Raw genomic sequence first — 17,715 nt, forward strand, 5'->3', positions numbered from 1 at the left:
GGTCAGCTCCCCGGGATGAGGACGCGGACGGCGGATTCCGCGTACCGGCGGGCGCGGTGGAGGGTGGCGGTGCTCGTCGCACCCAGGGTGCGCCGTACGTGGTCGCGGGCCTGGGCGAGGTCGACGCCGGGGCCGAGGAGCCGCTCGATGTCCTCCTCGCGCAGCAGGACGCTGTGCCGGGCCACGGCGGTCAGTCCGCTCTCGTCGGGGATCAGCGACCATTCGCCGGTGTGCGCGGCGAGCGGCAGCGGGCTCCGGGTCTCCTTGAAGACGATCCGCCCGGCGTACGGGAAGCAGACCCGCACGGATTCGGCGGTGTGGGTACGGCCGTCCGCCCCTCGGGTGTCGAGGCTCAGCAGCTGTACGCCGGTGCGGTCCTCGCAGACGTCGGCGCGGATGACGTCGGGCAGGTGGGCGGGCCAGTCCGCGGCCCCGTAGAGGAACTCGTAGACGAGTTCGGCGGGGCCGTGGACGCGCACGGAGTCCTCGAAGGTGAGCAGCAGGTCGTCCAGCCGGGTCCAGCGTTCGGCGGTCTCCTTGAGCCGGGCCAGTTCCGCGCCGCTGTTGGCGTCGGTGGCCCGGGTGACCCAGTCGGCGTCGGCCTCGTTGTCGTCCGCGACGGTGAACTGGTGCAGCAGGGTCAGCCGGGACCGCTCGGGGCCCAGCTCGTCGACGGCCCAGCGGCCGCCCATGGAAGTCGCGGGCGGCGCCGGGACCTCCTGCCGGAAGTCGATGGTCCGGGCGGCGCTGTCCAGGGAGCGGCGGGAGATCCAGGAGGTGACGGTGCCGCCCGCGGTGGCCCACATGCCGAAGCGGTCGTGGGTCCCGTCGAAGTCCAGCCGTTCGACGTGGATGCTCGGCGGGACGAACAGCGGCCACTGGGTGGTGTCCGCGAGCAGCGCGTAGACCACTCCGGCGGGCGCCGCCACCTCCACCGCGTACGACGTGCGACGCACACGCTCACCTGACATCGGCTCACACCTCTCTCGACCCCCGGCCTCCGACCATCGCGGGACGTACCGGAGAGCGGGTCGACGGTGCCTCGAACCGCGCTCGGGTGCCGGCGCGCTACGCGGCGAAGAGGTCGAAGGTGGAGGAGCGGCGCGGCCCGGCGATGACGTCGAGGGCGGGGTCGACGGTCAGCATCGCCTGGTGCAGCCGCTGGAGCTGGGGGCTGGGTTCGACGCCGAGCTCCTCCACGAGCCGGGCGCGCAGCCGGCGGTACACATCGAGGGCGGTGGCCTGCCGGCCGGAGCGGTAGAGGGCGACCATCGCCTGCGAGTGCAGGCCCTCGTGCTGCGGGTGGCGGGCGATCAGCCCGGTGAGTTCCACGATGAGTTCGGCGTGCCGGCCGAGCCGCAGGTCGACGTCGATGCGCCGCTCCAGCGTCACCAGCCGGCTCTCCTCCAGCCGCAGGACCTCGATGCCGAGGACGGGCCCCACGTGTACGTCGACCAGCGCCGGGCCCTGCCACAGGGCGAGCGCCTCGCGCAGCCGGGCCGCCGCGCCCGCGTCGTCACCGGCGTCGAAGGCCTGCTGGCCGGCCCGGACGAGGCTCTCGTACGCGTGGACGTCGACGGAATCGGGGGCGATCTGGAGCAGGTAGCCGCCGTGCCGGGTGGCGATGACGTCCTTGGCCCCGGCGGTGGTGCCGGGGCCCATGGCCGTGCCCAGGCGGCGGCGCAGCTGGAGGATGTAGGTCTGGAGCGTGGTCAGGGCGCTCTGCGGGAGTTCCGTCCGCCAGAGCTCCTCCATGAGGGTGGGAACGGGGACCACCCGTCCCGGATACAGGGACAGGAGCGCCAGTATCTGGCGCGGTTTCCCGGCCGTCGGAACGATCGAGCCGCCGTTGACCTCGGCACTCAACGGACCCAGAACCTGAATCTTCACGGTTTCCTCCGCACCTGGTCGCACTCCGTCGATTTTCGGTCTCGGTGGTCGAACGGTAGCGAAGCGCCGGGCCGCTTCCCGGAATGATCCAGCGCCTTTCCAGGGATTCTCGACCGGGCCTTCGGGAAAGCGACCACACAGACGATGACCTGCGAGATCATCGGGGTTGGGAGCCACTGGGAGACGGAGCTCCACGCCGTGTCAATTCTTCCGGCGGTTTTCTCCGGATTGTGAAAAGTGGCGGGCGTCTGGTCCGGGAACGCCTCTAGCCTGTCCGGAACCGTCCCCTCTATTCGCAAGGGAATTCACGTGGACGAGATCGTCAATGCCCTGCTCTCCGACGACGCGGCGGCGGCCGACTTCGCGGCGCTGGCGCTGCCGGATTCCTACCGCGGGAACGTGGTGCGCCGGGACGAGACGGACATGTTCGAGGGAATGGCCTCGGCGGACAAGGACCCGCGCAAGTCCCTGCGCCTCCAGGACGTCCCGACCCCGCAGCCGGGGCCCGGCGAGGCGCTGGTCGCCGTCATGGCGAGCGCCGTCAACTACAACACGGTGTGGAGCTCGATCTTCGAGCCGCTGCCGACGTTCGGCTTCCTGGAGCGCTACGGGCGCCTGTCGGAGCTCACCAAGCGCCACGACCTCCCGTACCACGTCCTGGGTTCGGACCTGGCGGGCGTCGTGCTGCGCACGGGTCCGGGCGTCAACCGGTGGAAGGCGGGCGACCGCGTCGTCGCGCACTGCCTGTCGGTGGAGCTGGAGTCCGCCGACGGGCACGGTGACACGATGCTCGATCCGGAGCAGCGCATCTGGGGCTTCGAGACCAACTTCGGCGGTCTGGCGGAGCTGGCGCTCGTGAAGTCGAACCAGCTGATGCCCAAGCCGGAGCACCTGACCTGGGAGGAGGCCGCCTCGCCGGGCCTGGTGAACTCCACCGCCTACCGCCAGCTGGTCTCCCGCAACGGCGCCGGCATGAAGCAGGGCGACAACGTCCTGGTCTGGGGCGCGAGCGGCGGCCTCGGCTCGTACGCCACGCAGCTGGCGCTGGCCGGCGGCGCGAACCCGATCTGTGTCGTCTCCAGCCCGGAGAAGGCAGCCATCTGCGAGGCGATGGGCGCGGAGGCGGTCATCGACCGCAACGCCGAGGGCTACAGGTTCTGGAAGGACGAGCACACCCAGGACCCGCGCGAGTGGAAGCGCTTCGGCAAGCGCATCCGCGAGCTGACCGGCGGCGAAGACGTGGACATCGTGTTCGAGCACCCGGGCCGCGAGACCTTCGGCGCATCGGTCTACGTCACCCGCAAGGGCGGCACGATCGTCACCTGCGCCTCCACCTCGGGGTTCCGGCACGAGTACGACAACCGCTACCTGTGGATGTCCCTCAAGCGGATCATCGGCTCCCATTTCGCGAACTACCGCGAGGCGTGGGAGGCCAACCGCCTGATCGCCAAGGGCAAGATCCACCCCACCCTGTCGAAGGTGTACTCCCTGGAGGAGACCGGCCAGGCCGCCTACGAGGTCCACGCCAACCTCCACCAGGGCAAGGTCGGCGTCCTCGGCCTGGCCCCGGAGGAGGGCCTGGGCGTGCGCGACCACGAGCTCCGCGCGAAGCACCTGGACGCCATCAACCGCTTCCGCCCGCAGCCCGCCCCGCGGTAGCCCGCCGGCCGGTTCAGCCGACGCGGACCAGCCGTTCGTCGGGGTTCTGGACGGGCGCGGCGGGCTGGGCGGGTGCGGACCCGGCAGCGGCGGCCGCTTCCGGACCGGCCATGAGGATCGAGCGCTGGAGCCGGCGCAGCGCCACGGACGGCTCGATGCCGAGTTCGCGCACGAGGGTGGCGCGCAGCCGCTGGTACACGTCGAGCGCTTCGCCGCGGCGGCCGGAACGGTGCAGGGCGAGCATGAACTGGCCGTGCAGGTTCTCGTGGGTGCGGTAGCGGCTGGCCAGCACGGTCAGTTCGGCGAGCAGCTCGCGGTGCCGGCCCAGCCGCAGGTCCGCCTCGATGCGCTGGTCGAGGGCGCACAGCCGGGTCTCCTCCAGGCGGCGGCACTCCATGTCCAGCTGTACGCCGCCCGTCACGTCGGCGAACGCGGGCCCGGACCACAGGGCCAGCGCCTCGCGCAGCAGCCGCGCCGCGCCGGGGTGGTCGCCGGCGTCCATGGCCCGGTAGCCGAGGCCCGCGAGCCGGTCGAACTCGCGGACGTCGCTGGTGCCGCCGTTGCTGTCGAGCAGGTAACCGCCGGGCAGGGTGACGAGGACGTCCTTCGCCGTCCGGCTGCCGTCGCCGCCCCGTTCGAGGGCGGTGGTGATCAGGGACCGGAGCTGGAGCACGTACGTCTGCAGGGTGGTGCGGGCGCTGCGCGGCGGTTCGCCGGCCCACAGTTCCTCGATGAGGGCCGACACGGGCACGACCTGGTCGGCGTGCAGGGCCAGGAGTGCCAGGACCTGCCGCGGCTTGAGGGCGGTCGGCGTGATGGAGACTCCGTGCTCCCGCACCGCCAGTGTGCCAAGTACTTCGATGTCCACGCGTACTCCCCTGTCCGTGGATGAGCCTGCCTCAGTAAAAAACAGGCCCCACGGTTTGTCAATATCAAACCAACTGCGCCGTTTTCATCTGGGGTTATCGTGTGGCACGCGGCTCGGCACTCGACATCCGCCCGCAGGGCACTTCACAACAGCCCCAGCAGGGCGATCGATCCCGCCTGATGGACACTCAAAAACAGACCGTCAGGTCTGTATTCCGGTGCGCTCAGGACATGAGAAAGGGCGGCGGGACACCCGCCGCCCTTCCCGCCGCCTCCCGCGCCGCCGGTCACGGCCGGTCGGCGGCCTCCTTCGCCGGGGCCGCCACGGGCGCGGGGCGCGCGCCGCGGGTACGGGACACCGCCACACCGCCGAGGCAGATCGCGCCGCCCAGCAGGGTCAGCCAGCCGGGCACCTCGTCCAGGACGAGCCAGGCGATCAGCACCACCACGGCGGGCACCGCGTACGTGGTCGCGCCCATCTTCCCGGCCGTGGTGCGCGACAGCGCGTACGTCCAGGTGGTGAAGGCCAGGGCGGTCGGGAAGAGGCCCAGGTAGACCATGTTGAGCGTGGCGGTCAGCGGCGCCTCGGGGAGCTGCGAGAACAGCTGCCCGGCGAACGGCAGGGTGGCCGCCGTACCGACGAAGCAGCCGTACGTGGTCACCTGGAGCGGACTCGCGTGCCGCAGCGCCGGCTTCTGCGAGACCACCCCGGCCCCGTAGGTGAGCGCGGCGAGCAGACAGAGCAGCACCCCGGACAGGGAGGAGCCGCCGCCCTTGGAGGTGGACATCCCCACGACGGCCGCGCCGACGAAGGAGACGGCCATCCCGGCCAGCAGCATCGGCGGGAAACCCTCCTTGAGGATCCACCCGCTCAGCAGGGCGATGACGATGGGACCGATGTTGACGATCATCGCCGCCGTGCCGGCGTCGACACCCTGCTCGCCCCAGTTCAGCGCCACCATGTAGAGCCCGAACCACAGCACGCCGGAGGCGAGGATCCCCGGCCAGGCCTGCCGTGCCGGCAGCGGCACCCGTTTGACCAGCAGCACCGCGCCGAGTGCGATCGAAGCGGTCAGGAGCCTGCCCAGAGCCAGGGCGCCGGGCCCGAAGTGCTGGGCCGAGGCACGGATGGAGACGAATGCGGAGGCCCACATCACGACGGTGACTGCAGCCGCTGTGAGGGCACGGTGATCGGTTCTGGGAGCGCCAGCCGTTTGATCCATGCGAGCAACGTACCGACGCCCGGCCACCGTGCCCAGGTCGTCACTCCCGATCCGGCCACCGGTGGGAGGCCCCGGCTACCCCGGCGGACCGGCCGGCGCCGGACGGGCGGCGGTGAAGGCCGCCAGGTCCGCTACGAGGGCCCGGATCACCGCCTCGCGCCGGTCGTTGAGGTAGAAGTGGCCGCCCGGGAAGGAGCGGAAGGTGAAGGCGCCCTCGGTCAGCTCCCGCCAGGCCATGGCCTCAGCGACGCTGACGCGCGGGTCGGACTCGCCGGTCAGCACGCTGACGGGCGTGCGCAGCGGCGGACCCGGCTCGTGCCGGTAGGCCGCGACCGCCTTGTAGTCGCCGCGCAGCGCCGGCAGGATCAGCTCCCGGAACGCCGGATCGGCCAGCAGCCGGGCGTCGGTCCCGGCCAGTGCGGTCAGCGTCCCGATCAGGGCGTCGTCGCCCTGGAGGTGGACCTCCTCCTCCCGGTGCAGGAGCGCCGAGCGGCGCCCGGAGAGGACCAGTCCGCGCGGGCCCGTGCCGCAGCGCTCAAGGCGGCGCGTCAGCTCGTAGCCGACCAGCGCGCCCATGCTGTGCCCGAACACCGTCAACGGCCGTTCCCGCCAGGGCCGCAGGGCCTGCGCCACCCCGTCGACCAGGGCGCCGATGTGCTCGGGCACCGGCTCCCCGAGCCGCTCCTGGCGGCCGGGGTACTGGGCGATGAGCACCTCGGCGTGCGCGGACAGCGCCGGGGAGAACGGGCGGTAGTAGGCGGCGTTCCCCCCCGCGTGCGGCAGCACCAGCAGGACGGGTGCGTCCGGTGCGGGCGGTCCGGCGTCGAAACGGCGCAGCCAGGCACTGCCCGTGGCCCGGGCGGCGCGGTGCAGCCCGTTCACCGTCCCTCCCCCGGCCGGCCGTCGGCCCCGTCCGCGAGCAGCAGCCTCTTCTGCGGCTTGCCCATGGCGTTGCGCGGCAGCGACGCGACGAAGCGCACCTCGCGGGGGCGTTTGTGCACCGACAGGTGCGCGGCGACGAAGTCGGTGAGTTCGGCGCCGGTGACGCCCTCGGCGACGACGAAGGCCACGATGCGCTGCCCGAGGTCCGCGTCCGGGACGCCGACCACGGCGGCCTCGCTGACCTTGGGGTGGTCGAGCAGGGCGTTCTCGATCTCGCCCGCGCCGATCCGGTAGCCGCCGGACTTGATCATGTCGATGGAGGCCCGGCCCACGATCCGGTGGACGCCGTCCTCGTCGACGGCGGCGATGTCGCCCGTACGGAACCACCCGTCCTCGGTGTACGCGGCCGCCGTCGCCTCCGGGCGGCCCAGGTACCCGGCGAACAGGGTGGGCCCGGTGAGCTGGAGTTCGCCGATCTCCGCGCCGGGTTCGGCGGCGATCCGGGTGCGGACGCCGCGCAGCGGGGTGCCGACCGTACCGGGGCGGACCTCGCCGCCGGCGCGGCCGCTGACGGTGATCAGGGTCTCGGTCATCCCGTACCGCTCGACGGGCCGGTGGCCGGTCAGGGCCTCCAGGTCCCGGAACACGGGTGCGGGGAGGGCGGCGCTGCCGGAGACGAGCAGCCGCGCCCCGGACAGGGCGGCGGCGGCCCCGGGTTCGGCGGCGACGCGGGACCAGACGGTCGGCACCCCGAAGTACAGGCTGCCGCCGGCCGCAGCGTACGCCTCGGGGGTCGGCCGGCCGGTGTGCACGAGGCGGCTGCCCGTGCGCAGCGCGCCGAGGACGCCGAGGACGAGGCCGTGCACGTGGAACAGGGGCAGGCCGTGCACGAGGGTGTCCTCGGCGCTCCACTGCCAGGCCTCGGCGAGGGCGTCGAGGTCGGCGGCGATGGCCTCCCCGGTGAGCACCACGCCCTTGGGCGGGCCGGTGGTGCCGGAGGTGTACAGGATCAGCGCGGGATCCCGGTCCGCGGCGGCCCGCCGTCCCCCGTCGGGGGCCTTGCGCGCGAAGTCGACGCCGATCTCGGCCGCCCCGGAGTCGCGCAGGATGTGCTCCCGCTCGGCGCGCCCGGCGTCGGGCGGCAGCGGTACGAGGGGCACCCCCGCCAGCAGCGCGCCGACGGCGGCGGCGACGGTCTCCAGCGAGGCGGTCGCGGTGACGGCGAAGGCGGGGGCCCCGCTGTCGGCCGCATCGGCCGCCACCGCCCGCGCGGCGCCCAGCAGTTGCTCGTACGAACAGACCCGCCCGGCAACGCTGAGCGCGTCCGCCCGGTCCCCGTACACCCCGTCCAATGCGGTCAGCACGCGCGACTCCCTGGTAGTAGTCCCCCCAGGCTACGACCCCGACCTTGCGCGCCCCCTGCGCGCCCCTTCCGGCCCGCCGGGGTATCCACTCCGACGTCCCCCCGGATGCCGAACGCCAGGTCGAATTCCCGCCAGCTTCCGGCGCTGGTGCCGGCAATGCTCAGTGCCATGAACCGAGTTGAAGGAAACGTTGCCTTGATCACCGGCGGAAGCCGGGGTATCGGTGCCGCTGTGGCGTTGCGACTGGCCGAAGAAGGCGCCGACGTCGTCCTGACCTATGAAAACAGCGCGGAACGCGCCACCCAGGTGGTGGAACGGATAAAGGCCAGGGGGCGCCGGGCCCTTGCCATCCAGGCCGACAGCGCGGTCCCCGAGGCACTCACGGCCGCGGTGGACGAGGCCGCCGCGATGTTCGGCAGACTCGACATCCTGGTCAACAACGCCGGCGTCTTCCTCGTCGGCCCCCTCGAAGACCTGGGGGCGGCGGAGATCGATCGCACCCTGGCGGTGAACGTCCGGGCGCCGTTCGCAGCGTCCCGGGCGGCCGTGCGTCACATGGGCCGGGGCGGCCGCATCATCAGCATCGGCAGCAATGTCGCCGAGCGCGCGGTCTTCCCCGGACTGGCGCTGTACTCGATGAGCAAGACGGCTCTGGTCGGGATGACGAAGGGCCTGGCCCGAGAACTCGGTCCGCGAGGAATCACCGTCAATCTGGTGCATCCCGGCCCCACCGACACGGATGCCAACCCCGCCGACGGGCCGAATGCCGAGATGATCGCCGGTTTCACCGCTGTCGGCCGCTTTGCGGAAGCGGCCGAGATCGCGGCAACCGTCGCCCACCTGGCAAGTGCGGAGGGCGCCTACATCACCGGCGCCTCCATCCACGTCGACGGCGGCTTCACCGCCTGACACGCGAACTCGACTTCGCAACGCAGCTGAGGGCCCACCCCGCGAGAGGGACGGCCACCGCGTGATCACGGGGGGCGTGCGGGCTCCCGAAGACCGCGCGGTGGCCGCGGGCCATAGGCCGGTGCAGCGCCTGCCGCGCTTCGCCCCTCGGGACGCCGATGCGGTCCGCGACGACCTGCGTGCCCGTGCCGGCGAAGCCTCGGCACCGACGGCGGCTTTCTCGTTGCCGACGGAGATGACCGAGGGCCGGTTCCCCGGACCGCCCCGTCCGCCGGTCGGCTGACGCGCTCCCGCCGCCCGGCCGCAGGGCGGAGCCCCGTCCCGCCCGGCGGGGCTGGAGTGGGGCCGGGGCCCGTTCGCGTGACGGCGTCGCGGACGCGCCCCGGCTGCCGGGGGGTTACGGCGTGTGGGCCGGGGTCAGATGACGCCCTGGGCCAGCATCGCGTCCGCGACCCGCTCGAAGCCCGCGATGTTCGCGCCGGTCACGTAGTCGCCCGGCGCCCCGTACCGCTCGGCGGTCTCGTACGACACCGCGTGGATCGACCGCATGATGCCGGCCAGTTCCTCCTCCACCCGCTCGCGTCCCCACGCCACGCGCCCGGCGTTCTGCGCCATCTCCAGCGCGCTGACGGCGACGCCGCCCGCGTTCGCCGCCTTGCCCGGGCCGAACGCGACGCCCGCCTGCTGGAGCACCCGTACCGCCTCCGGCGTCGTCGGCATGTTCGCGCCCTCCGAGACGGCCTTGACCCCGGCCGCGACCAGCGTGCGCGCGTCGTCCTCGCCCAGCTCGTTCTGCGTCGCCGACGGGAAGGCCACGTCCGCCGGGACCTCCCAGACCCGGCCGCCCTGCACGAAGCGGGCCGAGGCCCCGCGCCGGGCCGCGTACTCGCCGATGCGGCCGCGCTCGACCTCCTTGATCTGCTTCAGCAGCGCGAGGTCGATGCCCTTCTCGTCCACGACGTAGCCGGAGGAGTCGGAGGCCGTCAGCGGGTTGGCGCCCAGCTGCTGGAGCTTCTCGATCGTGTAGAGGGCGACGTTGCCGGAGCCCGAGACGACCGCGCTCAGGCCGTCCAGGGACTCGCCCCGGACCTTGAGCATCTCCGCGGCGAACAGCACGGAGCCGTAGCCGGTGGCCTCCGGGCGGATCGCGGAGCCGCCCCAGCCCTGGCCCTTGCCGGTGAGGACGCCGGCCTCCCAGCGGTTGGTGATGCGCCGGTACTGGCCGAACAGGTAGCCGATCTCGCGGCCACCGACGCCGATGTCACCGGCCGGGACGTCGGTGTGCTCACCGATGTGACGGGAGAGCTCCGTCATGAACGACTGACAGAAGCGCATGACCTCGGCGTCGGACTTGCCGTGCGGGTCGAAGTCGCTGCCGCCCTTGCCGCCGCCGATGCCGAGGCCGGTCAGGGCGTTCTTGAAGATCTGCTCGAAGCCGAGGAACTTCACCACGCCGATGTCCACCGACGGGTGGAAGCGCAGGCCGCCCTTGTACGGGCCGAGCGCACTGTTGAACTCGACCCGGAAGCCGCGGTTGACCTGCACCCGGCCCCGGTCGTCCGTCCACGGCACCCGGAAGAGGATCTGCCGCTCCGGCTCGGTGATCCGCTCGACCAGCGCCACGGCCGGGTCGGCGTACTCGGGGCGGGCGGCGAACACCGGGGCGAGGCTGTCGAGGACTTCCCGTACGGCCTGGTGGAACTCGGGCTGGGCGGGATTGCGTCGCTCGATGTCGGCCCGGAGGGCGTCCAGCCTGTCCTTGGGGTCCATCACGGCGTGTTTCCTCTCGGAGGGTGGCAGGCGGGCGTGCGGGCCCAGGCGGGAGAGTACCGTGCGCCGCCATGACCGTGGAGAGGGCTTCCGCCCCCTGGAACACCCCCTGTTTTCCCCTCGCGTCGCGCTGGAGCGGCGCGCGTTCGCCCCGGCCCGTGGCGTACGGGGCCCGTAGGATCGGCGGGACGCATGGGGCCGGTCGACCGGGGGAGAGCACCCGTATGGAAATGGCACGTTCGGCGTCGCTCGTTGCCGCCACGATCACCATGGGGCTGGTCAGCGGCCTCTTCTACGGGTTCGCCGTATCCGTGATGCCCGCCCTGCGGCGCACCGGCGACCGGACCGTCATCGACGTGATGCAGCGCATCAACGTCGCCATCCTCAACGGCTGGTTCGTCCTCGGCTACATCGGCGCCCTGCTCTTCACCGGCCTCGCCCTGGTCCTGCACGCCCTGTCCGCCCGCGGCACCGTGCTGGTCCCGCTGGCGGCGGCGTTCGGGTGCTGCCTGGCCGCGATGGCCGTCACGGCCCGGGTCAACATCCCGCTGAACAATGCCCTGGACAAGGCCGGTCCGCCCGCCGGGATCGCCGACCCGGCCGCCGTCCGCCGCGCCTTCGAGGGGCCGTGGGTGCGCGCCAACGTCTGGCGCACGCTGCTGTGCACGGCGGCCACCGGCCTGCTGGGCTGGGCACTGCTGCTGACGCCCTGACTCCTTGACGCCCGGCCGGCCTGGCGCCGCCGCGCGCGGCTCACCGGTGGACGTGCAGCGGCTTCCCGGCCAGCGCCAGGTGGGCCTCGCCCAGGGCCTCGGTCTGCGTCGGGTGCGCGTGGACGAGCTGCGCCACCTCGGACGGCCGGGCCTGCCAGTTGCAGATCAGCTGGGCCTCGCCGACCTGCTCGCTGACCCGCGAACCGATCATGTGCAGCCCGACGACGGGCCCGTCGAGCAGCTGGACGAGCTTGATCTCGCCGGCCGACTTGAGGATCTTGTACTTGCCGGTGCTGCCCGCGTTGAACTTGCTGACGACCACCCTGTCCTCGCCGTACCGCGCCTTGGCCCCGGCCTCGGTGAGGCCGACGGAGGCGACCTCCGGCTCGCAGTAGGTGACGCGCGCGACGCCGTCGTAGTCGACCGGTGTGACCGGCAGGCCGGCGAGGCGCTCGGGCTCCGTCACAACCCGCTCCGTCACGACGCGCCCCGGCCCTGCCGCCCCGCCCGTCAGACGGCGCGCACCACCATGGCCGCGTTGAAGCCGCCGCGGCCGCGCGCCAGGACCAGTGCGGTACGCAGCCGGCCTGGCCGGCGCACCTCGGTGACCAGGTCGACCGGGCAGTCGGCGGCCGGCGGCCCCGCGTTGACGGTCGGCGGGACCACCCCGTCCCGCAGCGAGAGCAGGGCCGCGGCCAGGTCCAGGGAGGCGCCGCCCGCGGCGAGCCGGCCCGTCATCGTCTTCGGGGCGGTGACGGGGACGCCGTACGCGCCGAAGAGCGCCGCGAGGGCCTCGGCCTCCGCGCGGTCGGCGGCGCGCCGTCCGGCGGCGTCGGCGAAGACCACGTCGACGTCGCGGGGGTCCAGCCCGGCGTCCCGCAGGGCGAGCCGGGCGGCGGCCCCGAGGCGGGAGGTGCCCCCCGAGCCGGGGGGCGGGTCGAAGGTGGCGGCGTACCCGGCGACGGCCCCGTACACGCGGGCGCCGCGCTCGCGCGCCGCGTCCGCGTCCTCCAGGACGAGCAGGGCCCCGCCCTCGCCCGCGACGTGGCCGGCCGCGTCGGCGGAGAACGGCAGGTACGCCCGGTCCGGGTCCTCGGCGGTGCTCAGCTCGCCCCCGGCGAGGTGCGCCGCCCAGCCCCACGGGCACAGTGAGGAGTCCACCCCGCCGGTGACCAGCAGCCGTACGCCGCTCTTGCGGAGCCGGCGGCGGGCGTGGGCGACCGCGTCGAGGCCGCCGGCCTGCTCGGTGACCAGGACGCCGCTCGGGCCGCGCAGCCCGTTCCTGATGGATATCTGGCCGGTGTTGACGGCGTAGAACCAGGCGAAGGACTGGTAGGCGCTGACGTACTGGGCGCCCTTGCTCCACAGTTCCTGGAGTTCCTTCTGGCCGAAGGCGTACCCGCCCGCGGAGGCCGCGGTGATCACCCCGGCGGAAAACTCGGGCAGGCCGGACACGTCGACGGCCGCGTCGGCGAGGGCCTCGTCGGCGGCGGTGAGGGCGAGCCGGGTCATGTGGTCGGTCTGGGGCAGCAGTCGGCCCGGGAGGTGGTCGGCGGCATTGAAGCCGGGCACCTCCCCGGCGAGGCGGGCGGGGTACGGTCCGGCGTCGAACCGGCTGACCGGGCGGATGCCGCTCTCGCCGCGCAGCACCGCCCCCCACCACGCCTCGGTGCCCAGGCCGTTCGGCGCGGCCACGCCGATGCCGGTGACGACCGGAGCCGTGGAACCGGTGGCCGGGCGGGCGGTGGCGGGGGCGGGGGCGGTGGTCATGCGGCATCTCCCAGGCGCGGGCGGGTCAGGATCATGGCGCTCTGGAAGCCGCCGAACCCGCTGCCGACGCTGAGCACGGTGTCGGTGCGCTGCTGGCGCGCGACGAGCGGGGTGTAGTCCAGGTCGCAGGTGGGGTCGGGGGTGTGCAGGTTCGCGGTGGGCGGCACCGTGTCGTGCTCGATGGCCAGGGCGCAGGCGGCCACTTCCAGGGAACCGATCGCGCCGAGCGAGTGCCCGATCATCGACTTGATGGAGCTGACGGGCACGTCATAGGCGTGCCGGCCGAGGCTGCGCTTGAAGGCGGCGGTCTCGTGGCGGTCGTTCTGCTTGGTGCCGGAGCCGTGGGCGTTGACGTAGTCGACGGCGGTGGGGTCGAGCCGGGCCTCGTCCAGGGCGCTGTCGATGGCGGCGGCCATCTCCGCGCCGTCGGAGCGCAGTCCGGTCATGTGGTACGCGTTGCAGCGGCCGGCGAAACCGGCGATCTCGGCGTAGACGTGGGCGCCGCGGCGGCGGGCGCTCTCCAGTTCCTCCAGGACGAGTACGGCCGAGCCCTCGCCGAGGACGAAGCCGTTGCGGGAGGCGTCGAAGGGCCGTGAGGCGGTCTCCGGGTCGTCGTTGCGCGGCGAGGTCGCCTTGATGGCGTCGAAGCAGGCCACGCTGATCGGGGAGATGGGTGCTTCCGTCGCACCGGTGACCATCACGTCGGCGCTGCCCTCGCGGATCAGCTCGGCGGCGTGGCCGATGGAGTCCAGGCCGGAGGTGCAGCCGGTGGAGACCATGGAGACGGGGCCCTGGGCGCCCACCCGCCAGGCCACTTCGGCCGCCATCGAGCTCGGTACGAAGTAGTCGAACAGGTGCGGTGCGGCCAGCGTGTGGTCCACCTGCCAGGTGCTGCCGCCCAGGCTCACCGCGTTGTACTGGTCGTCCAGGCCCATGGTGCAGCCGACCGCGCTGCCGAGGGTCACCCCGGTGCGCTCCGGATCGGGCCCCGCCGCGGAGAGCCCGCTGTCGCGCAGCGCCTCGTCGGCGGCGACCAGGGCGAACTGCGCCGCCCGGTCGAGGCGCCGGGCGTCTTCGGCGGTGAAGCCGTGGGCGAGGGGGTCGAAGTCGACTTCGGCGGCGATGCGGGAGCGGTACCCGGTGGCGTCGAAGAGGCTGATGGGGCGGGTGGCGGTCTTCCCGGAAGTGAGCAGGGACCAGTACTCCTTGGTGCCCACTCCCCCGGGCGCGACCACGCCGATTCCGGTGATGACGACGCGTCGGCTCATTGGGTGTTCCTTCACGGGTGAGTCCTATGGGTGGCGAGCTTGGCCAGCTCCGCTCGACGGCAGGTCGAGCGCGGGTGGTGGGCGCCCGCGGACCGGTCCGTGGCCCCCGCCGCGCGGGGGCCACGGACTCGCCACGGATCGCACCCCGCACTCACCGCGGACGCGCCCGTCACGTACTCGCAGCCGCGGACTCAGCGCGGCGCGGCGAGGGCGGGCCGGCCGCCCGCCGGGCTGTTCGGCGAGCCGAGGACGTTCCGGTGGATCTCCAGCGTCGCCGTGGAGCGGTTGAGCGTGATGTAGTGCAGGCCCGGCGCTCCCTCCGCGAGCAGCCGCTCGGCCATGGCGGTGGCGTAGTCCACGCCGATCCGGTGGCCCTCCGCCGGGTCGTCGCGCGCCGCTTCGAGGCGCTGCGCGAGGGCCGGCGGGAAGGCGGCGCTGCTGAGCTGCGCGAAGCGCCGGATCTGGCGCACGTCGGTGGCGGGCATGATCTCCGGGATGATCGGGGTGTCACAGCCCGCCGCGGCGACCCGGTCGCGCAGCCGCAGGTAGTCCTCGGCGTGGAAGAACATCTGCGTGACGGCGTAGTCGGCGCCGGCCCGGCACTTGGCGACGAAGTGCCGGATGTCGCTGTCCCAGTCCGGCGAACGGGGGTGCCGCTCGGGGAAGGCCGCGACGCCGACGCTGAACTCGCCGGACTTCCTGACCAGTGAGACCAGCTCGTGGGCGTGGTGGAAGCCCTCGGGGTGCGCGGTCCAGGGGGCGTTCGGGTCGCCGGGCGGATCGCCGCGCAGGGCGAGGACGTCGAGGACGCCCGCGTCCGCGTACTGGCCGAGGATGTGGCGCAGTTCGGCGACGGAGTGGCCGACGGCGGTGAGGTGGGCCACGGGCCGCAGGGTGGTCTCGGCGGCGATCCGCTTGGTGACCTCGACCGTCCGGTCCCGCGAGGAGCCGCCGGCCCCGTACGTGACGGAGACGAAGGTCGGCGAGAGCGGTTCGATCCGGCGGATCGCGTCCCACAGCACGCGCGAACCCGCGTCGGTCCTGGGCGGGAAGAACTCGAAGGAGTACGAGGGCGCCCCGCTGCGCAGGGTCTCGCGCAGTGCCGTCATCCCCGGCCCCCGGTTCCGGTCGGCGTCCCGGTCACGCGCGCCCCGCCAGGCCGGGCTCGATCTCCCGCGCGGCGGCGCTGCCGTACCCGCGGTCGATGCGGGACAGCAGGTCCGAGGGGAGCAGCTTGTACTCCTGGGTGCCGACCGATTCGAGTACCACCGTGGCCAGCGCGCAGCCCAGTTGGGCGGCCCGCTCGTACGGCAGGCCCCAGGCCAGGGCGGCGAGGAAGCCGGCGCGCAGGGCGTCGCCCACGCCGGTCGGGTCGGCCGCGGCGTCGGTGAGTACGGCGGGGACGTCCAGGCGGGGGGCGCCGGCCGTCAGGATCGACACGCCGTCGGCGGCGCGGGTCACGATCCAGGTGCCGACCCGCTCCAGCACCTGGTCCTCGTCCCAGCCGGTGCGTTCGCGCAGCAGCGCGCTCTCGTACTCGTTGGTGAAGAGGAGGTGCGCCCTGTCCACGAGCAGCCGGGTCTGCGCGGTGTCGAGCCGGGCGAGCTGCTGGGACGGGTCGGCGGCGACGGGGATCCCGAGGGCGTGCGCCGCGGCGGTGTGGCGCAGCATGGCGGCGGGGTCGTCGGCGCCGACGAGGACGAGGTCGAGGCCTCCCACGCGCTCGTGGACCTCGGCGAGGTCGATCTTCCCCGCCTCGGCCATGGCGCCCGCGTAGAAGGTCGCGATCTGGTTCTGGTCGTCGTCCGTGGTGCACACGAAGCGCGCCGTGTGCAGGGTGTCGCTGACCCGGACGGAGGTGGTGTCGACGCCCGCTTCGCGCAGCCGGCCGCGGTACTCGGTGAAGTCGAGACCCGCGGCGCCGATGAGCAGCGGCCGCAGGCCCAGCCGGCCGAGGCCGACGGTGATGTTGGCCCCGACGCCGCCGTGGCGGATCTCGAGGCGGTCGGCGAGGAACGACAGCGAGACCCGGTCCATCTGTTCGCTGATCAGCTGGTCGGCGAAGCGGCCGGGGAAGACCATGAGGTGGTCGGTGGCGATGGAGCCGGCCACGGCGATACGCACAACAATTCTCCTTGGACTGTGGCGGGGCCAGTCGGCGCGGGCCGGTGTCTACCGGCCGGCGGCGGCGCGCAGGGCGTCGACGCGGTCGGTGCGTTCCCAGGTGAAGTCGGGGAGTTCGCGGCCGAAGTGGCCGTAGGCGGCGGTCTGGGCGTAGATGGGCCGCAGCAGGTCCAGGTCGCGGATGATCGCGGCGGGGCGGAGGTCGAAGACCTGGCCGATGGCCTCCTCGATCTTCGCGGTGTCGACCTTGGCGGTGCCGAAGGTCTCCACGAACAGGCCGACCGGCTCGGCCTTGCCGATGGCGTACGCGACCTGCACCTCGCAGCGCGCGGCGAGACCGGCGGCGACCACGTTCTTGGCGACCCAGCGCATCGCGTACGCGGCGGAGCGGTCGACCTTCGACGGGTCCTTGCCGGAGAACGCGCCGCCGCCGTGGCGGGCCATGCCGCCGTACGTGTCGATGATGATCTTGCGGCCGGTCAGGCCCGCGTCACCCATCGGACCGCCGATCTCGAACCGGCCGGTCGGGTTCACCAGCAGCCGGTAGCCCTCGGTGTCCAGCTTGATGCCGTCCTGCGCCAGCCGGTTCAGGACGTACTCGACCACGTGCTCGCGCACGTCGGGCGTCAGCCGCGCGTCGAGGTCCACGTCGGCGGCGTGCTGCGAGGAGACCACGACGGTGTCCAGGCGGACGGCCTTGTCGCCGTCGTACTCGATGGTGACCTGGGTCTTGCCGTCGGGGCGCAGGTACGGGACGGTGCCGTCCTTGCGGACCTCGGTCAGCCGCCGCGAGAGCCGGTGCGCGAGGTGGATCGGCAGCGGCATCAGCTCGGGCGTCTCGTCGCAGGCGTAGCCGAACATCAGGCCCTGGTCGCCGGCGCCCTGCTTGTCCAGCTCGTCTCCTTCTCCGCCTGCGGCGGCGCCCTCGACGCGCTGCTCGTAGGCGGTGTCGACGCCCTGCGCGATGTCGGGGGACTGCGCGCCGATGGACACCGACACGCCGCAGGAGGCGCCGTCGAAGCCCTTGTTCGAGGAGTCGTAGCCGATCTCCAGGATCTTGTCGCGGACGAGCTGCGCGATCGGCGCGTACGCCTTCGTCGTCACCTCTCCCGCGATGTGCACGAGACCGGTGGTGATGAGGGTCTCCACGGCCACCCGTGAGGCCGGGTCCTCGGTGAGGAGGGCGTCGAGGATCGTGTCGCTGATCTGGTCAGCGATCTTGTCGGGGTGGCCCTCGGTCACGGACTCCGAGGTGAACAGGCGACGGGACACGGGC

Annotated in this window: 15 protein-coding genes and 1 pseudogene; 3 read left to right on the forward strand and 13 right to left on the reverse strand. The window is 73.1% G+C overall.

Translation table 11 applies throughout. The annotated features are described in order from the left end of the window. Positions 1-2: 2 nt before the first annotated feature. Positions 3-956 (reverse strand): aromatase/cyclase, encoded by a 954-nt coding sequence (locus ACWGH1_RS30510; protein WP_453351998.1) that lies wholly within the window; start codon positions 954-956, stop codon positions 3-5. A 112-nt stretch (positions 957-1,068) separates the two neighbouring features. Further along, positions 1,069-1,890 (reverse strand): AfsR/SARP family transcriptional regulator, encoded by an 822-nt coding sequence (locus ACWGH1_RS30515; RefSeq protein WP_453351997.1) that lies wholly within the window; start codon positions 1,888-1,890, stop codon positions 1,069-1,071. A gap of 309 nt (positions 1,891-2,199) precedes the next feature. Here ACWGH1_RS30515 and ccrA point away from each other — a divergent pair, with 309 nt between their 5' ends. Then, entirely contained in the window at positions 2,200-3,549 is a 1,350-nt protein-coding gene (gene ccrA, locus ACWGH1_RS30520) for a crotonyl-CoA carboxylase/reductase (protein WP_453351996.1), read from the forward strand. Between the two features lie 13 nt (positions 3,550-3,562). Here ccrA and ACWGH1_RS30525 read toward each other — a convergent pair whose 3' ends face one another. The 4 genes from ACWGH1_RS30525 to ACWGH1_RS30540 form a co-directional block, all read right to left on the reverse strand. Then, a complete protein-coding gene (locus tag ACWGH1_RS30525; protein ID WP_453351995.1) occupies positions 3,563-4,417 on the reverse strand; it encodes an AfsR/SARP family transcriptional regulator in 855 nt (284 codons plus the stop codon). A 286-nt stretch (positions 4,418-4,703) separates the two neighbouring features. Beyond that, a complete protein-coding gene (locus ACWGH1_RS30530) occupies positions 4,704-5,639 on the reverse strand; it encodes a DMT family transporter (protein WP_453351994.1) in 936 nt (311 codons plus the stop codon). 75 nt (positions 5,640-5,714) lie between these two features. Continuing rightward, complete coding sequence (locus tag ACWGH1_RS30535) at positions 5,715-6,521, reverse strand: thioesterase II family protein (RefSeq protein WP_453351993.1); 807 nt, start codon at positions 6,519-6,521, stop codon at positions 5,715-5,717. Then, on the reverse strand, positions 6,518-7,885 hold the full coding sequence (locus ACWGH1_RS30540) for an AMP-binding protein (protein WP_453351992.1): 1,368 nt from the start codon (positions 7,883-7,885) through the stop codon (positions 6,518-6,520). The genes ACWGH1_RS30535 and ACWGH1_RS30540 overlap by 4 nt, the downstream gene beginning before the upstream one ends. 168 nt (positions 7,886-8,053) lie before the next feature. On the opposite strand from ACWGH1_RS30540, the gene ACWGH1_RS30545 reads away from it, so the two are divergent. Then, positions 8,054-8,794 (forward strand): SDR family NAD(P)-dependent oxidoreductase, encoded by a 741-nt coding sequence (locus tag ACWGH1_RS30545; RefSeq protein WP_453351991.1) that lies wholly within the window; start codon positions 8,054-8,056, stop codon positions 8,792-8,794. 417 nt (positions 8,795-9,211) lie between these two features. Here ACWGH1_RS30545 and gdhA read toward each other — a convergent pair whose 3' ends face one another. Next, the gene (gene gdhA, locus ACWGH1_RS30550) at positions 9,212-10,564 is read right to left on the reverse strand and encodes an NADP-specific glutamate dehydrogenase (protein ID WP_453351990.1); all 1,353 of its coding nucleotides are present in this window, start codon (positions 10,562-10,564) and stop codon (positions 9,212-9,214) included. A gap of 224 nt (positions 10,565-10,788) precedes the next feature. Between gdhA and ACWGH1_RS30555 the strand changes: the two genes are divergently transcribed. Continuing rightward, positions 10,789-11,277, forward strand: coding sequence for an anthrone oxygenase family protein (locus ACWGH1_RS30555; RefSeq protein ID WP_453351989.1), 489 nt, complete (start codon positions 10,789-10,791; stop codon positions 11,275-11,277). 40 nt (positions 11,278-11,317) lie between these two features. Here the strand turns inward: ACWGH1_RS30555 and ACWGH1_RS30560 are convergent. From ACWGH1_RS30560 to metK, 6 genes and pseudogenes are all read right to left on the reverse strand, one after another. Further along, positions 11,318-11,731 (reverse strand): annotated as a pseudogene (locus ACWGH1_RS30560) (dihydrolipoyl dehydrogenase); the annotation flags it as partial. 56 nt (positions 11,732-11,787) lie between these two features. Then, the gene (locus ACWGH1_RS30565; RefSeq protein WP_453351988.1) at positions 11,788-13,047 is read right to left on the reverse strand and encodes a ketosynthase chain-length factor; all 1,260 of its coding nucleotides are present in this window, start codon (positions 13,045-13,047) and stop codon (positions 11,788-11,790) included. After that, positions 13,044-14,315, reverse strand: coding sequence for a beta-ketoacyl-[acyl-carrier-protein] synthase family protein (locus tag ACWGH1_RS30570; RefSeq protein ID WP_453351987.1), 1,272 nt, complete (start codon positions 14,313-14,315; stop codon positions 13,044-13,046). Before ACWGH1_RS30570 ends, ACWGH1_RS30565 begins: the two co-directional genes overlap by 4 nt. Before the next feature lie 191 nt (positions 14,316-14,506). After that, the gene (gene metF / locus ACWGH1_RS30575; RefSeq protein ID WP_453355330.1) at positions 14,507-15,424 is read right to left on the reverse strand and encodes a methylenetetrahydrofolate reductase [NAD(P)H]; all 918 of its coding nucleotides are present in this window, start codon (positions 15,422-15,424) and stop codon (positions 14,507-14,509) included. Between the two features lie 31 nt (positions 15,425-15,455). After that, positions 15,456-16,439 carry a carbohydrate kinase family protein gene (locus ACWGH1_RS30580; protein WP_453355329.1) on the reverse strand — a complete coding sequence of 328 codons (984 nt, stop codon included), beginning with the start codon at positions 16,437-16,439 and terminating at the stop codon, positions 15,456-15,458. 48 nt (positions 16,440-16,487) lie between these two features. Then, complete coding sequence (gene metK / locus ACWGH1_RS30585; RefSeq protein ID WP_453409196.1) at positions 16,488-17,711, reverse strand: methionine adenosyltransferase; 1,224 nt, start codon at positions 17,709-17,711, stop codon at positions 16,488-16,490. Positions 17,712-17,715 lie beyond the last annotated feature (4 nt).

It is taken from the genome of Streptomyces sp. NPDC054883 (assembly GCF_053610645.1).